Here is a 13,469-nt window from a genome sequence, read left to right as displayed (position 1 = left end):
ATCACCTCAGTCCGGTTCCGGTCCCCCGGTGACGCGGGTCTGGGCCCAGGTGAGCACCTCCGGTTCGCGCAGCGACGGCACCCACAGGTCGGCCCGTTTCGCGTCGTCCCCGGCGGGGCGGGGGCCGACCCCGAGCACCCGCAGCCCGGCACGGTGGGCGGACTCCACCCCGGTCAGCGAGTCCTCGACGGCGAGCGCCCCGAGCGGGGGCACCCCGCACAGGCGGGCCGCGAGGAGGTACACGTCCGGCCAGGGTTTGGGCCGGACGGAGCCTCCGCTCTCGGGGACGACGATGTGCTGGAAGTGGGTGCGCAGCCCGGCCCGTTCGAGGCTGCCCTCGACCACGACCATCGGGCAGTTGCTGGCCACCGCCAGCGGCACCCGGCCGGACAGCGTCCGCACGAGCTGGACGGCACCCGGCATGGTGACCGGGTCGTCGGTGACCAGCTCCAGGAAGTGGTCGAGGAGCGCTCCGGTCAGACCGGCCGCCAGCTCGGGTTTGTGCACCGAGTCCGCCATCAGACGGCCGCACTCCTCGTAGTGCATTCCCTTGGCCCGCTCGGCGAAGCCGGGCGGCGCCTGGAGGCCGAATTCCCGGAAGGCCAGATTTCGGGCCTCCACCCAATGGCGTTCGCTGTCCATCAGGGTGCCGTCGCAGTCGAAAACGACGGCCTCGGGCGACCAGTCGAGCAGCGGGCGGATGTGAGGGGTCACCGTGGCCTCCTAGGGTGGCAGGGACAGGGGGTGGCGTGCGGCGCACGCGTCATCGAATCGCGTCATTCCCGACGTTCCACAGGAAACGGAAAGATAGCGACGACTACGATATTTTCGTGCCCGTAAATCAGGCAATAACCCCATAGAGGGACTGGACTGCCGCGCCGCCCAGGGTGTATGGGCCGGAGGAAACGCCCCCCTTACCACCCGCTCGCGTTGGCCCTCGAAAGAAATACGTAATTACCGCGCGAGTGTGATTCCTGTTTGCTCCCGGCGTACGCGGGCGCACTACATTCTTGGCCGTCGGACATGCCGAGCGAGGGCAGGCGGAACGTTGCAGGAACGGGCCAGGACAACCCGCAGAACACTTCTGGAAGCGGCCGCCCGGCTTTTCGCCGAACAGGGATACGCGGGCACCAGCGTCAACGACATAAGCGCCCGGTCCGGCCGGACCAGCGGCGCCGTCTACTTCCACTACGCCAGCAAGGAGGGCATCGCGCTCGCCGTCGTCCAGGACCGCTTCGCCACCTGGCCCCAGCTGACCGCGCGTTACGCGGACGCGGCCGTCCCCCCGGTCGAACGGCTCGTCGCGCTCAGCTACGACATCGCCCGCGCCCTCGCCGAGGATCCGGTGACGCGCGCGGGCGCACGCCTGTGGGCCGAGCGCGCCACCATCGACGCCCCCCTGCCCGACCCCTTCGCGCTGTGGACCGCCGCCGCCACCCGCCTGCTCGCCGAGGCGCGCCACGCCGGCCACCTGGCCAAACACGTGCGCCCCGCACCCACCGCCCGGACCCTGGTGCGCGCGTTCTTCGGGCTGTGCTCACTCACCGAGGCGCTGGAGGGCGCGGCCACCGTCACCGACCGGCTCACCGACTGGTGGCAGCTGACCCTGCCCTCGCTCGGCGCCGATCCGTCGACTCACCGGTGGGCGGGCGCTCCGGCGGGCGAGTGAGCGCCGATCCCGGTGAGCCGGCGGAACGTCAGGCCGTCGTAGGAGCCCGTCTCGTACAGCACGCCGACCGTGCCGGTGCCGAGCTGGACCAGGTCGGAGTAGGCGGCCGGGCCGTCGTCCAGGGTGGTCAGGCGGCTGAAGGTGCGGCCGGCGTCGGTGCTGGACCACACGGTCATGGCACGGCGGGCGGTGGGCACGGAGGGCGCGGAGAACAGCAAGGGGGCGTGGGCGCCCCGGAGTTGCAGCACGCTGCCCTGGACCACGGGTACGTCCTTCAGGGTGCTCTGGGCGGCGTAGGGGCGGTCGAGGGTGGCGCCGCCGTCGGAGGAGTAGGTGTCGAGGCGGTTGCCGGGGGCGCTGCCGTACTGGTCGCGGGCGCTGAAGTAGAGGCGTCCATCGGGGAGTTGGGTGGCGCTGGTCTCGTTGACGTTGACCACCCCGCTGGGGCCGGTGGCGGTGAAGCCGAGGTGCCAGGTGCGGCCGCCGTCGTCGCTGTAGAGGGCGTGGCCGGCGTAGTACCGGGACTCGCGGCCGGTGTCCTTGGAGCCCCTGGGCGGGGTGGTGGAGTGGTTGGCGGGCACGAGGAGGCGTCCGGCGTGCGGGCCGCGGGTGAGGGCGACGGCGTGACCGGGGCCGGTGGCGTACCAGCGCCAGTCGGGTCGTTTCACCTCGGCAGTGATGTCCCGGGGCGCGGTGAAGGTACGGCCGTCGTCCGAGCTGCGCTGCACATAGACCCGGCGGCCCCGGTCGGCCGTGACCTGGCCCCGCATGATCTGGTCCTCGGTCACGTCTCCGGCGTTTCCGCAGGTCACGAGGACGATGGCGCCGGTGTGCGGATCGATGACGGGCGCCGGGTTGCCGCGGGTGTTCCCGTCGCCCGCGGCCACCACGGCGAGCGGGCCCCAGGTGCAGCCGCCGTCGGTGGAGCGGCGCACCACCACGTCGATGTCTCCGCTGTCGCCGGGGCCGTCGCGCCGGCCCTCGGCGAAGGCGAGCACGGTGCCGCGCGGGGTGCGGACCGCGGCGGGGATGCGGTAGGCGGCGTATCCGCCCTGCCCCGAGATGTACGGCCGTGAGGAGGCGCAGCCCGGCGCGGAGTCCAGGGGCCTCGCGGCGGCGGGGGGCGGGGCCGCCGCGAGGGCGGCGAGGAGGGTGAGGCCGGTGAGTACGGTGCGGCGCGGCGGGGTCACGCCCTGATGCTGCCCCGGTACGGGCGCACACCACTACTCCGTTCGAGTTAATCAGCGGGAGCCGACGGGACGGCCGCCGAGGGTCAGGACGGGGTGTGGACGGCGTCGGGGTCAGGACGGGGTGCGGGCCGCCTCCAGGAGCCGGGTCACGTCCTCGGCCGGGAGCGTCAGGGCCACGCCGACCGTGGTCAGGGCGTCGCGTTCGGCGGGGGTGTAGGGGCCGTCGGCGAGGGCGATGTGGGCGCCGTTCAGGAGCAGGGCCTCACGCCCGGCCGGGGCGAGGTGCGGGGCGAGCGGGTCCAGCGCCTCGTGCAGCTCTATCGTCAGACCGCTCCCGCAGGGCTCGCCCAGGAGTCGCCCGGTGTCGGCGGCCAGGGCGTCGACCAGGGCGGCGAGCTGCTCCTCGGTGCAGTCGTCGACGCCGCCCGCGCGGACCGCGGCGCAGGCCGTCTCCAGGGACGCGCGGGAGCCGGTGCCGCCCGCGGCGAGGACGGCGAGGGCGACGGTGTGCACGCCGTCGCGGAGCATCGCGGAGAAGCGGCGGGTGGTGGGGTGGTCCAGGACGTCGGTGCCGTAGTGGCGGCCGCAGGCGGCGCACTCCACGACGGGCCCGGTGGACCCGCGCGGCAGCACCGGCACCCCGAGCAGGGTGAGCCGGCGGCGTCCGGTGAGCCGCTGGTAGTTGCGGTCGCCCCCGCAGCCGGGGCAGTAGAACTCGCCGTCGCCGACGGGTGTCCACGCGGTGCGGGTGCCCAGGACGCGCAGGGCCCTGGTGGCACGGTCGTCTCGTCCCCTTACCGGCAGCACGTCGCACCTCCCTAGAGCACGGCACCATCGCCGCGCTGGCGTGATGTTAGCCACATCGCGCGACGGAGTCAGTACCCCGGACGAGACCGATCCGTGACCTGTCCGGCCCCATGGCCGGGAATCGACGAGGCTCCGGCCGCCCTGTGCGGCAGCCGGAGCCTCGAAACCCCCGGTGGGGGTGGGTCAGCGGGTGGCGCGGTTGACGGCGGAGACGACCGCCTTCAGCGAGGCACGCGTCGTGTTCGCGTCGATGCCGATGCCCCACAGGACCTGGCCGTCGATCGCGCACTCGATGTAGGAGGCGGCCTGCGCGGAGGCGCCCTCGCTCATCGTGTGCTCCTGGTAGTCCAGCAGGCGTACGTCGATGCCGATGGCCTGGAGGGCGTCGAAGAAGGCCGAGATCGGACCGTTGCCGGAGCCGGTCAGCACGCGGTCCTCGCCGTCCACGGTGGCCTCGACGGTGAGCGTGTCCACGCCGTCGTTGTCCGTGGTCGACTGCCCGTTCCTGACCTGGATGCGGCCCCAGGGGTTGGCGGCGTTGGGCAGGTACTCGTCCTGGAAGACCGCCCAGATGTCCTTCGGGGTGATCTCGCCGCCCTCGGCGTCCGTCTTGGCCTGGATGATCTTCGAGAACTCGATCTGCATCCGGCGCGGCAGGTCCAGCTTGTGGTCGTTCTTCAGGACGTACGAGACGCCGCCCTTGCCGGACTGCGAGTTGACGCGGATGACCGCCTCGTAGGAGCGGCCGACGTCCTTGGGGTCGATGGGCAGGTACGGCACCGCCCACTCCAGGTCGTCCACCGTGACGCCCCTGGCCCGCGCGTCGGCCTCCATGGCGTCGAACCCCTTCTTGATGGCGTCCTGGTGGGAGCCGGAGAAGGACGTGTAGACCAGGTCGCCCACGTACGGGTGGCGCGGGTGGACCTCCATCTGGTTGCAGTACTCCCACGTACGGCGGATCTCGTCGATGTCGGAGAAGTCGATCTGCGGGTCGACGCCCTGGGAGAACAGGTTCATGCCCAGGGTGACCAGGTCGACGTTGCCGGTGCGCTCGCCCTGCCCGAACAGGCAGCCCTCGATACGGTCGGCGCCGGCCATCAGCGCCAGCTCGGCCGCCGCCACCGCCGTACCGCGGTCGTTGTGCGGGTGCACGGACAGGCATACGTACGCGCGGCGGGACAGGTTGCGGTGCATCCACTCGAAGCGGTCCGCGTGCGTGGAGGGGGTCGAACGCTCCACCGTGGCGGGCAGGTTGAGGATGATCTCGCGGCCCGGACCCGGCTGGTAGACGTCCATCACCGCCTCGCAGACCTCCAGCGCGAAGTCCAGCTCGGTGTCGGTGAAGATCTCCGGGCTGTACTGGTAGCCGAACTCGGTCTCCGGGCCCAGCAGCTTCTCCGCGTACTCCATCACCAGGCGGGTGCCGTCGACGGCGATCTGCTTGATGTCGTCCCTGGAGCCGCGGAAGACGACCCGGCGGAAGACCGGGGCGGTGGCGTTGTACAGGTGGACGGTGGCGCGCCGCGCGCCCTTGAGGGACTCCACGGTCCGCTCGATCAGGTCCTCGCGGGCCTGGGTCAGGACGGAGATCGTCACGTCCTCGGGGATCGCGCCCTCTTCCTCGATGATCGAGCGCACGAAGTCGAAGTCGGTCTGGCCGGAGGCGGGGAAGCCGACCTCGATCTCCTTGTAGCCCATCTTGACCAACTGGTCGAACATCCGGCGCTTGCGCTCGGGCGACATCGGGTCGATCAGGGCCTGGTTGCCGTCGCGCAGGTCGGTGGAGAGCCAGCGGGGGGCCGCGGTGATCCGCTGGTCGGGCCAGGTGCGGTCGGGGATGTCCACCTGGTCGTAACGGCCGTACTTGTGGATCGGCATGGAACTGGGCTGCTGGCGGTTGGCCATGGTGCGTGGCTCCTCAGGGGGTCCGGATGTCCGAGTGGACGGCCGACGACGCGACGCCGAGCTCCGCGGGGAGGGAGTCGGCCTCGACTACAGACCCTCGCCGCGGCAGCTAAGAAGAAGCAGCACGAAACGCATGATGCAGCGCAGCCTAGCCGAGCGGTTCAGGATGCGGGGGCGCGGTCCAGTATGCGGGACCGGTGGGACAAACAGGGCGAAAAGTTCGATAGACCACAGGAGTGCCGCACGGGCGACCCACAGGGGGCGCGCCGCGGTAGCACAACGTCACACTCCGTCGCGCCCCCTGTCCCGGTATTTCACCAATCATGGTTGCGAGTAGTGACTTTGGCGTCACTCAGTGCGATGGTCGTGGCATGACGACGAGGAACGGGGCCCTCGGGCCCGTCTTCTGCACCATCGTGCCGCCGCACGTCCTCGACCAGCTCTCCCAGGCCCAGGACCCGGATGTGTCGGCACCCGCACGCCGCTCCCTGGAACACGACGCCTATCAGCGCACCCGGCGCCGGCTGACCACCGTGATCGGTGCGACCGCCGCCGCACCGCCCGAGGGCGCCGCCGCCGACCAGCCGCACCGCACCATCTACGACACCCACCACTCCCAGGACCTGCCCGGCGACAAGGTCCGCGAGGAGGGCTCGAAGCCCGGCTCCGACGCCTCCGTCAACCGCGCCTACGCCGGCCTCGGCGCCACCTTCGAGCTGTATCTGAAGGTGTACGGCCGCCACTCCATCGACGGCAACGGAATGCCGCTCAACGCCACCGTGCACTTCGGTGAGGGCTACGACAACGCCTTCTGGAACGGCGAGCAGATGGTGTTCGGCGACGGCGACGGAAAGGTCTTCCTCGACTTCACCATCCCGGTCGACGTCATCGGCCACGAGCTGACCCACGGCGTCACCCAGCACACCGCCAACCTGGAGTACTTCGGCCAGTCCGGCGCGCTCAACGAGTCGGTCTCCGATGTCTTCGGCTCGCTGATCAAGCAGTACACGCTGGGCCAGACCGCCGCCGAGGCCGACTGGCTGATCGGCGCGGGCCTCCTAGCGCCGGGCGTGCACGGCACCGCGCTGCGCTCGATGAAGGCTCCGGGCACGGCGTACGACGACCCGAACCTCGGCAAGGACCCGCAGCCCGCGACCATGGAGCACTATGTGCACACCGGCCGCGACAACGGCGGGGTGCACATCAACTCCGGCATCCCCAACCACGCCTTCTACCTGGCCGCCAAGGCCCTCGGCGGCCACGCCTGGGAGAAGGCGGGACAGGTCTGGTACGACGCGCTGACCGGCGGCGATCTCAAGTCGGACGCCCAGTTCGCCGACTTCGCCAAACTCACCGTTCAGGCGGCGCGCCACCGGTTCGGCGCCGACGAGCTGGAGGCCGTGCAGAAGGCGTGGGAGCAGGTCGGGGTGCATACGCGCTAGCGCGCACCCGGTAGTCCTCCCACGGCGGCCCGCGCGCTGCGACACTGGACCCATGCGGATTCAGGTGACGCGCACGGGCGGTTTCGCGGGCTTCGAGCGCCGGGCCGAGGTGGACACCTCGGGCCGGCCCGACACCGAGGAGTGGGAGGCGCTGGCCGGACGCGTCCTCGCGTCCGGCCAGGACATCCCGCCGGCCGGTGTGCCGGACGGGTTCAGTTACGAGATCACGGTGGACGGCCGCACGGTGTACGCGGCCGATCCCCGGCTGACCGAGGACCAGCGGGAGTTGGTCTCCCGCGTCCTCAAGGAGGGCGCTTAGCCGGGGTGTTCCGTCAGCAGTAGCCCCGCTGGAGGAAGCCGCGCCGGTTCGGGGTGCCGAGGTCCAGCGGGATGTCGACGTGGCTCGGCAGCTCTCCGAAGGACGCGTTCGGCAGGATGAACTCCCGTCCGGTGTACCGCTGTCGTACGGTCTGCTCGTCGGCGGGCTCGCACACGAACGGGTTGGCGTACGTGTTGTAGCCGAGGCCCACCCCGGTGTTGAGGAACCCGGCGTCCTGGCACTGGTACAGGACGCCGCGCAGGGCGGCGGCGTCGCGCGGGCCGGTGTAGCCGGACTGGAAGTTGGCGAAGCAGTCCAGCGTGGAGGCGCCGTCGTACGGGGAGGGCCCGGCGGCGGCCAGCGCGTCGAGGAAGTCGCGGCGGCACCCGATCGCCGCCGAGGGCGCCGCACCCGCCAGGAGCCGGCCGCGCCTGCACCCGGTCACGTCCTGGAAGGCGCCGACGACGTCCTCGCCGCGGCCGAGGCGTGAGTAGGCGAGCACGAGGTCCCGCTGGGCGGCGAGCGGATAGGCGTCCGTGTGACCGAACTTCTCGTCCAGCAGCCGGAACCAGGTCTCGAACGCCGGGACTTGGGCGCGGACCCCGGACGGCAGGGTGTAGACGGCGAGATCGGTCGGCGTGTCCCAGGTGTCGAGGCCCGGATAGCCGACGAAGGACAGCACGCCGATGCCGGTCTTCGGGGGCTGGTCGCCGTACCGGCTGCGCAGCTGGAGGTAGCGCTCCAGGTTGGTGTCGGAGCCCGCCCACGCGTACCAGAAGCCGCTCGGGTAGAGGGTGGTGTCGCCGCGGGTGTGGGTGGTGCCGAACAGGGCCGGGGACACGCAGCGCACCTGGCGGGCGTCCCAGGCGGCCTTGTACTCGGCCGGGGTGGAGATGCAGTCGGTGGACGCCGTGCCGCGGCGGGTGTCGGCGAGCGCGCCGGGCACGCCGCCCAGCAGGACGAACAGACACGCCGCGAGCACGGTGAGCAGCCGTGCGCGCGGCCTGGTGGTCAGCTGATGGACTGTCATGCGGTTCAGTTTCGGAACGACCGGGCGGCGAATGCCAGTGAATTGGGCCATGCGGCCCACACCCGGCGACCCCTTGAGCCGCTGGGCGCACGGGCGTTGACCCGTCCACAGGCGCACGGCTGCCGGTCCGCGCACGGGCGTTGACTTCGTTACCGGCGGTAAGGATGATCCGGTCATGGCGACTGACACAGGCACTCCGCTCCCCCGGTTCCCGGCCGGCTTCCTGTGGGGCGTGTCGACCTCCGCGCACCAGATCGAGGGCGCCGCCGACCGGCGCGAGCCCTCCGTGTGGGACGTGTTCACCGCCGCGCCGGGCCGGGTGAAGGACGGCTCGACGGCGGCGGTGGCCTGCGACCACTACCACCGCTACCCCGAGGACGTGGCGCTCCTCGCCGGCCTCGGCGTGGACGCCTACCGCTTCTCCGTCTCCTGGCCCCGCGTCGGCTCGCCGGGCGGCCTGGACTTCTACGACCGGCTGGTGGACGAGCTGTGCGCGGCGGGCGTCCGGCCGGTGCCCACCCTCTTCCACTGGGATCTGCCCGCGTCCCTGGACTGGCTGGAGCGGGACACGGCGGCCCGGTTCGCGGACCATGTGGCGGTGGTCGCCGCCCGCCTGGGCGACCGGGTCAGCAAGTGGATCACCCTCAACGAGCCCGCCGAGCACACCCTGCTCGGCCACGCCCTCGGCGTGCACGCCCCCGGCCTGCGGCTGCTGTTCGACGCCCTCCCGGTCGCCCACCACCAGCTCCTCGCGCACGGCCTCGCGGTACGGGCCCTGCGCGCGGCCGGCGCGGCCGACATCGGAATCGCCAACTCCCACGGCCCGACCTGGCCGGCCTCCGCCGATCCGGCCGACGTGGCGGCGGCGGACTTCTACGACACGCTGCTGAACCGGCTCTTCGCGGAGCCGGTACTGCTGGGCGCCTACCCGGACGGACTGGGCGAGCTGATGCCCGCGGCCGACCTCCCGGCGGACCTGGAGGTGATCGCGGAACCCCTGGACTGGTACGGCGTCAACTACTACGCGCCGACGCGGGTGGGCGCCCCGCTGGGCACGGAGACGGAGTCCGGCGGCGTGCCCATACCCGCTGAACTCCCCTTCTCGGTACGGGAGATCGAGGGTCGGCCGCGGACCGACTTCGGCTGGCCGGTGGTCCCCGAGGGGCTGACCGAGCTGCTGTGCGGCTTCCGCGAGCGCTACGGCGACCGGCTACCGCCGGTCGTCATCACGGAGAACGGCTGCTCGTACGAGGGCCTCGACGACCAGGACCGCATCGCCTACCTGGACGCCCATCTCCGTGCCCTGCACGCCGCGTTGAGCGCCGGGATCGATGTGCGCGGCTACTTCGTGTGGTCCCTGCTGGACAACTTCGAGTGGGCCGAGGGCTATGCACGGCGCTTCGGTCTGGTGCACGTGGACTACGGGACGCTCAAGCGGGTGCCGAAGGCGTCGTACCACTGGTTCCGGGATGTGCTGCGGGCGCAGAGATGACCACCGGCCGCCCGCCGGCCGCGCTCGCCGAGCCGTCCGCGCCGGTGGGCCGGGGCTGGACGGCGGCCCTCTCGCTGGCCAACGGGGCGATCTGGGCGGGCTGGTTCGGGCCGCTCCAGATCCTGCTGGCCGCCCAGGCGAAGGACCTCGCGCCCGGCACCGGGATGTCCAAGGAGGCCCTGCTGGCCTGGGTGACCGGCACGGGCGCGGTGGTCTCCCTGCTCGCGAACCCCGTCTTCGGCGCCCTGTCCGACCGTACGACCGCCCGTGCGGGCCGCCGGACGCCGTGGATCGTGGCCGGGGCGGCGGGCGGGGCGCTGTCCCTGCTGCTGCTCGCGGGCGCGGGCGGGCCGTGGTCGATGGCGCTCGGCTGGTGTCTCGTCCAGTTCACCCTGAACGCGGCCTTCGCGGCGGTGACGGCGGCCGTCCCGGACCGGGTGCCGAGGCGCCAACGGGGCGCGGTGGGAGGCTGGTTGGGCGCGGCGCAGATCCTGGGCGTGGTCGCGGGCACCGGTCTGGCGACGGCGGCGGGCGGCATCCGCGCCGGGTACCTGGCGTGCGCGGTGTGCACGGCGGCGGGCGTCCTGCCGTACGTTCTCCTCTTCCGCGACATCCCCCTGCCGCGCGCGGACCGGCCGCCGTGGTCCTGGCGGGGGTTCCTGGCGGGCTTCCGGCTGAGCCCGCGCCGGTATCCCGACCTGGGCTGGGCCTGGCTGACCCGCTTCCTGATCAACCTCGGCAACGCGCTGGTGCTGCTGTACCTGCTCTACTACCTGCGCGACCGCGTCCACTACCCCGATCCCGGCCGGGGCGTCCTCATCCTGACGGCGGTGAACGGCGTGACCCTGCTGGCGACGGTGGTGGCCGGCGGGGTGTGGTCGGACCGCGCGGGCCGCCGCAAGCCGTTCGTGGTCTGGTCGGGGGTGCTGATGGCGGTGGCGACGGCGGCGCTGGCCGGCTGGCAGACCTGGCCGGGCGCGGTGACGGCGGCGGCCGTCCTCGGCGTCGGCTTCGGCGTCTTCACCTCCGTCGACTTCGCCCTGATGACGGACGTCCTGCCGCACGCCCCGGACCGGGGCAAGGACCTGGGCGTCCTCAACGTGGCCAACGCCCTCCCCCAGGCCGCGGCTCCGGCCCTGGCCGCGCCCCTGGTGACGTACCTGGGCGGATACCGGGTGCTGTACCTGGTCGCGGCGGCGATCGGGCTGGCGGGCGCGGTGCTGGTGGGGCGGATCAGGGGGGTGGACTAGGACCTCTCGTCCGGATCGTGCCGGGGTATGACGGCACCCACCCGGCCGGCGTTCCGGACGGGTGGGTGGGAGAACGTCAGAAGCCGAGCTTGCGGAGCTGCTTCGGGTCGCGCTGCCAGTCCTTCGCCACCTTGACGTGCAGGTCCAGGAAGACCGGCGTGCCCAGCAGCGCCTCGATCTGCTTGCGGGACTTGATGCCGACTTCCTTGAGCCGCTTGCCCTTCGGGCCGATGATGATGCCCTTCTGGCTGGGCCGCTCGATGTAGACGTTGGCGTGGATGTCGAGCAGCGGACGCTCCGCCGGCCGGTCCTCGCGCGGCAGCATCTCCTCCACGACCACCGCGATGGAGTGCGGCAGCTCGTCCCGCACGCCCTCCAGCGCCGCCTCGCGGATCAGCTCGGCGACCATCACCTGCTCGGGCTCGTCCGTGAGGTCGCCCTCGGGGTAGAGCGCGGGCCCCTCGGGCAGCAGCGGCACCAGCAGGTCGGCCAGCAGCTCCACCTGCTTGTCCCCGACCGCCGACACCGGCACGATCTCCGCCCACTCGAAGCCCAGCTCCTTGCCGAGCTGGTCGATGGCGATCAGCTGCTCGGCGAGGGTCTTGGAGTCCACGAGGTCGGTCTTGGTGACGACGGCGACCTTGGGCGTCTTCTTGATCCCGGCCAGTTCCTTCGCGATGAACCGGTCGCCGGGCCCCAGCTTCTGGTCGGCCGGCAGACAGAAGCCGATCACGTCGACCTCGGCCCACGTCGTGCGCACGACGTCGTTCAGCCGCTCGCCCAGCAGGGTGCGCGGCTTGTGCAGTCCGGGGGTGTCGACCAGGATCAGCTGGGCGTCCGGCCGGTGCACGATGCCCCGCACCGTGTGCCGCGTGGTCTGCGGCCGGTTCGAGGTGATCGCCACCTTCTGCCCGACCAGAGCGTTCGTGAGGGTGGACTTGCCCGCGTTGGGGCGGCCCACGAAGCAGGCGAAGCCGGCGCGGTGGACGGTTTCCGCCGGCTGCTCGGATGACTGGGTGCGAACGCTCATGCCGTTCATTGTCCCTGATCCCGGAGCCCCCGCCGTACCGCGAACCGACGGTGACGCACCGTCGCCGGTACGTCACGGAAACGTACCCGCGCCGCCCGTCTCCTTGCGGCGGTCAGCCCGCGGTGACGGTCGTACGGACCGTGCCGTCCGCCCCCGCGAGCAGCACCGGCGTGTCCGCGCCCCCGAGGTCGGCCACCGCGGCCAGGTCCTCGGCCGGCACCGACTCCGCGTCGCTCACCACCGCGGCCGCCTCCAGCGAGGCCGCCCCGGACGCCACCGCCATGGCGACGGCGGTGCGCAGCGCGCTGAGCTTCAGCGAGGCCAGGTCCACCGTCCCGGCGACATAGGTGCGCCCGGTGTCGTCCCGTACGGCCGCGCCCTCGGGCACCTGGTTGCGGGCCCGCGCGGAACGGGCCAGGGTCACGATCTTGCGGTCCTCGGGGTCAAGCGCGCTGCTCTCCGTCATGCCCCGAGCATACGAAGCCCCCCGGCGCTCACCCCGCGACGGGGTACATCGCGCCCCGCCGGCCCTCCGGGGAGGCCAGCCACTCCAGCTTCTCCGCGGTGTTCGCCTCGTCCAGCGGAGTGTGCAGCACGATCATCAGGTCGGGTCGGGCGGGGACCTTCAGCACCGTCGACTCCACCACCAGCAGCCCCGCCAGCGGATGCGACAGCTCCTTGCGCACCTGCCCCTGGTCCTCGATGTCCCGCTCGGCCCACAGAGCCGTGAACTCCTCGCTGGCGGCGCTCACTTCGGCGAGCACCTCCCGGAAGCCCTCGTCGTCGGGGCGCGCCGCGCACGCGGCCCGGAACTGCGCCACGACCGTGCGCGCGTTGCGCTCCCAGCTGTGGCTGCGCTCGCGGTACAGCGGGTCGGTGAAGAAGTCGATCAGGCAGTTCTGGGTGATGCCGGGGCGCATGCCGAGCACGATCGCGGCCGCGTCGTTGTACTGCACGCAGTTGTAGTAGAGGTCCATGATGTGCGCCGGGTACGGCATCCAGGTGTCGATGAGCCGCCGCAGCCCGTCGCACATGTCCGTCCTGCCGGGCACCACCTGGGGCGCCGGCGGGTTCAGCCCGGCCAGCAGATACAGGTGCCGCCGCTCGGCGTCGCTGAGCCGCAGCACCCGCGCGACCGCGTCCAGCACCTGCGGGGACACGGAGATCTCCCGCCCCTGCTCCAGCCACTGGTACCAGGAGGCGCCCACCCCGGCGAGCACGGCCACCTCCTCCCGGCGCAGTCCGGGCGTACGGCGCCTGCCGCCCCCGGCGGGCAGCCCGGCCTCCTCGGGACTGACCCGAGCGCGCCGGCTCATCAGGAACTCCCGCAGTTCG

Annotated in this window: 13 protein-coding genes; 5 read left to right on the top strand and 8 right to left on the bottom strand. The window is 72.1% G+C overall.

Features of this window, described 5'->3' with window-relative positions; translation table 11 throughout:
• Positions 1–6: 6 nt before the first annotated feature.
• Entirely contained in the window at positions 7–714 is a 708-nt protein-coding gene (locus ACE4Q9_RS22540) for an HAD family hydrolase (protein WP_397986030.1), read from the bottom strand.
• A gap of 334 nt (positions 715–1,048) precedes the next feature.
• Between ACE4Q9_RS22540 and ACE4Q9_RS22535 the strand changes: the two genes are divergently transcribed.
• Complete coding sequence (locus ACE4Q9_RS22535) at positions 1,049–1,669, top strand: ScbR family autoregulator-binding transcription factor (RefSeq protein ID WP_397986029.1); 621 nt, start codon at positions 1,049–1,051, stop codon at positions 1,667–1,669.
• On the opposite strand, the gene ACE4Q9_RS22530 is transcribed toward ACE4Q9_RS22535, so the two are convergent.
• From ACE4Q9_RS22530 to leuA, 3 genes are all read right to left on the bottom strand, one after another.
• Positions 1,636–2,859 carry an exo-alpha-sialidase gene (locus ACE4Q9_RS22530; RefSeq protein WP_397986028.1) on the bottom strand — a complete coding sequence of 408 codons (1,224 nt, stop codon included), beginning with the start codon at positions 2,857–2,859 and terminating at the stop codon, positions 1,636–1,638. The two genes, ACE4Q9_RS22535 and ACE4Q9_RS22530, sit on opposite strands and share 34 nt — an antisense overlap.
• 111 nt (positions 2,860–2,970) lie before the next feature.
• Entirely contained in the window at positions 2,971–3,666 is a 696-nt protein-coding gene (locus ACE4Q9_RS22525) for a TerB family tellurite resistance protein (RefSeq protein ID WP_397986027.1), read from the bottom strand.
• A gap of 183 nt (positions 3,667–3,849) precedes the next feature.
• Complete coding sequence (gene leuA / locus ACE4Q9_RS22520) at positions 3,850–5,571, bottom strand: 2-isopropylmalate synthase (RefSeq protein WP_397986026.1); 1,722 nt, start codon at positions 5,569–5,571, stop codon at positions 3,850–3,852.
• A gap of 371 nt (positions 5,572–5,942) precedes the next feature.
• Between leuA and ACE4Q9_RS22515 the strand changes: the two genes are divergently transcribed.
• Both ACE4Q9_RS22515 and ACE4Q9_RS22510 read left to right on the top strand, forming a co-directional pair.
• A complete protein-coding gene (locus ACE4Q9_RS22515; RefSeq protein ID WP_397986025.1) occupies positions 5,943–7,013 on the top strand; it encodes a M4 family metallopeptidase in 1,071 nt (356 codons plus the stop codon).
• Positions 7,014–7,065: 52 nt separating this feature from the next.
• Entirely contained in the window at positions 7,066–7,332 is a 267-nt protein-coding gene (locus ACE4Q9_RS22510; RefSeq protein WP_397986024.1) for a protealysin inhibitor emfourin, read from the top strand.
• A 13-nt stretch (positions 7,333–7,345) separates the two neighbouring features.
• On the opposite strand, the gene ACE4Q9_RS22505 is transcribed toward ACE4Q9_RS22510, so the two are convergent.
• Entirely contained in the window at positions 7,346–8,362 is a 1,017-nt protein-coding gene (locus ACE4Q9_RS22505) for a hypothetical protein (RefSeq protein ID WP_397986023.1), read from the bottom strand.
• Between the two features lie 175 nt (positions 8,363–8,537).
• Between ACE4Q9_RS22505 and ACE4Q9_RS22500 the strand changes: the two genes are divergently transcribed.
• Together ACE4Q9_RS22500 and ACE4Q9_RS22495 are read left to right on the top strand one after the other, a co-directional pair.
• Positions 8,538–9,854 (top strand): GH1 family beta-glucosidase, encoded by a 1,317-nt coding sequence (locus tag ACE4Q9_RS22500; RefSeq protein WP_397986022.1) that lies wholly within the window; start codon positions 8,538–8,540, stop codon positions 9,852–9,854.
• Positions 9,851–11,104, top strand: a complete 1,254-nt coding sequence (locus tag ACE4Q9_RS22495; protein WP_397986021.1) for an MFS transporter — start codon at positions 9,851–9,853, stop codon at positions 11,102–11,104. Before ACE4Q9_RS22500 ends, ACE4Q9_RS22495 begins: the two co-directional genes overlap by 4 nt.
• A gap of 76 nt (positions 11,105–11,180) precedes the next feature.
• Here ACE4Q9_RS22495 and era read toward each other — a convergent pair whose 3' ends face one another.
• From era to ACE4Q9_RS22480, 3 genes are all read right to left on the bottom strand, one after another.
• Entirely contained in the window at positions 11,181–12,134 is a 954-nt protein-coding gene (gene era, locus ACE4Q9_RS22490; RefSeq protein ID WP_397986020.1) for a GTPase Era, read from the bottom strand.
• Between the two features lie 112 nt (positions 12,135–12,246).
• Entirely contained in the window at positions 12,247–12,600 is a 354-nt protein-coding gene (locus ACE4Q9_RS22485; RefSeq protein WP_397986019.1) for a cytidine deaminase, read from the bottom strand.
• A 28-nt stretch (positions 12,601–12,628) separates the two neighbouring features.
• A complete protein-coding gene (locus ACE4Q9_RS22480; protein WP_397986018.1) occupies positions 12,629–13,450 on the bottom strand; it encodes a helix-turn-helix transcriptional regulator in 822 nt (273 codons plus the stop codon).
• Positions 13,451–13,469 lie beyond the last annotated feature (19 nt).

This window comes from Streptomyces sp. AM6-12 (genome assembly GCF_044327085.1).
Lineage (GTDB): Bacteria > Actinomycetota > Actinomycetes > Streptomycetales > Streptomycetaceae > Streptomyces.
The sequence above is the reverse complement of the archived record's forward strand: the minus strand, read 5'-3'. Positions and strand labels throughout refer to the sequence as shown.

Coding starts and splice junctions, on each gene's coding strand:
- leuA (WP_397986026.1), bottom strand. CDS start 5,571: ATGGCCAACCGCCAGCAGCCCAGTTCCATGCCGATCCACAAGTACGGC.
- ACE4Q9_RS22515 (WP_397986025.1), top strand. CDS start 5,943: ATGACGACGAGGAACGGGGCCCTCGGGCCCGTCTTCTGCACCATCGTG.
- ACE4Q9_RS22510 (WP_397986024.1), top strand. CDS start 7,066: ATGCGGATTCAGGTGACGCGCACGGGCGGTTTCGCGGGCTTCGAGCGC.
- ACE4Q9_RS22505 (WP_397986023.1), bottom strand. CDS start 8,362: ATGACAGTCCATCAGCTGACCACCAGGCCGCGCGCACGGCTGCTCACC.
- ACE4Q9_RS22500 (WP_397986022.1), top strand. CDS start 8,538: ATGGCGACTGACACAGGCACTCCGCTCCCCCGGTTCCCGGCCGGCTTC.
- ACE4Q9_RS22495 (WP_397986021.1), top strand. CDS start 9,851: ATGACCACCGGCCGCCCGCCGGCCGCGCTCGCCGAGCCGTCCGCGCCG.
- era (WP_397986020.1), bottom strand. CDS start 12,134: ATGAGCGTTCGCACCCAGTCATCCGAGCAGCCGGCGGAAACCGTCCAC.
- ACE4Q9_RS22485 (WP_397986019.1), bottom strand. CDS start 12,600: ATGACGGAGAGCAGCGCGCTTGACCCCGAGGACCGCAAGATCGTGACC.
- ACE4Q9_RS22480 (WP_397986018.1), bottom strand. CDS start 13,450: ATGAGCCGGCGCGCTCGGGTCAGTCCCGAGGAGGCCGGGCTGCCCGCC.